Origin of the sequence: Caballeronia choica, assembly GCF_001544535.1 — a bacterium.
Lineage (GTDB): Bacteria > Pseudomonadota > Gammaproteobacteria > Burkholderiales > Burkholderiaceae > Caballeronia > Caballeronia choica.
In genome coordinates, this window is record NZ_FCON02000461.1 from 1 (window position 1) to 1,346 (window position 1,346).

At 56.5% G+C, this 1,346-nt stretch carries 1 protein-coding gene; it reads right to left on the minus strand.

Going from position 1 to position 1,346, the window contains the following annotated elements:
* Positions 1-151 precede the first annotated feature (151 nt).
* On the minus strand, positions 152-1,252 hold the full coding sequence (locus AWB68_RS44990; protein ID WP_087650463.1) for an IS5 family transposase: 1,101 nt from the start codon (positions 1,250-1,252) through the stop codon (positions 152-154).
* Positions 1,253-1,346 lie beyond the last annotated feature (94 nt).

Below are 1,346 nucleotides of genomic sequence, written 5' to 3' on the forward strand. Positions count from 1 at the left end.
CTAGCAGGCCGTTGAAATATCCGTCGTTGGCGCGCTAAGGCGCGTTGCGACGGATGCTGAACTCGCATTTCTGAAACGTACAAAAACCTTTGTGAGCGTTCGAGGCTGCTCGTGAGTTCACAAAACCGAACCTATCGATGCTTCCTGCCTCTCAAGCGGCAAGTGTTCGCATACGCGTCAGGTTGTAGCCAACCTGGGTCAGCACGAAGAGCTGGTCTACGCGTTCAAGTCCCCGACACATCGCTTGTCGAATTCGCCCGACCGTCTTGCCCCATCCAAACACCTGTTCAATCCGTTTACGTTTTTGCTGGCTCACCGCGTAGCCCGGCCAACGTGTAGTTCGCTCATCAATCGCTGAGCCTCCTGAGCGCCCTTCGTTTTGCGCCACATGGGGCGTGACGCGATTCGAGCGACAACTGGCTACGAAGCCGGCGGTGTCATAGTTCTTATCCGCGCCGACCGTGATGCCGCTCGGTGCGACACTCGCAGCATCAGCAAGCATCTGCGCCGCGCAGTCTCGCTCGGCGGTGCCGGTCGCCAGCGTCACCTGCGCGTTGACAACCAGACCGTGTCGGTTGTCGGTCAATACATGACCCATATAACAAAGCATCGCTCCCGTTCCCTTGCTTTTCCGGAACAGGCGCGCCTGCTTATCCGTCGTGGATTGGTGCGTTTCGTTACTGCGTTTTTGCCCATGCCAGTTGTCATTCGGTGCGGGCGGTTCGTCTGGAGGCGTATCGTCGTCGCTCGGACTCGCCTTTGGCACGAAGCTCTTATGCCCGGCCCACGCCTGAATCAAAGTGCCATCGACGCTGAAATGCTCGCCAGAGAGATAGCCTCGCTCGCGGGCCGTCTCAACCGTCTCGTTAAAGAGCAACACCAGTACATCGTGTTCGAGCAAGCGGTCGCGGTTCTTGCTGAACGTCGAATGGTCCCACACCGTTCCGTCCATCGGCAGACCGACGAACCAGCGGAACAGCATGTTGTAGGAAATCTGTTCCATCAACATCCGTTCGCTACGAATTGAGTACAACACCTGCAGCAACAGCGCCCGAACCAACTTCTCCGGTGCAATGCTTGGTCGGCCGCCTCTCGCGTCTGCCTCGTACATTCGCGCGAACACATTATCCATGCGCTTCAGCGAGTCATTGAGCCATGTACGAATCGGACGCAACGGATGGTCTTTCGGCACGAAATCATCAAGCTTCAACACCGTGAACATCGATTCGGTAAAACTATCGCTGCCGCGCATCCGTTCCATCTCGCTCTCGTGAATGACATCAGATTCAACGTTCACCCTTTCATTCAGGATGACCGTTCGACGAGGTATTTCAACGAGCTGCTAG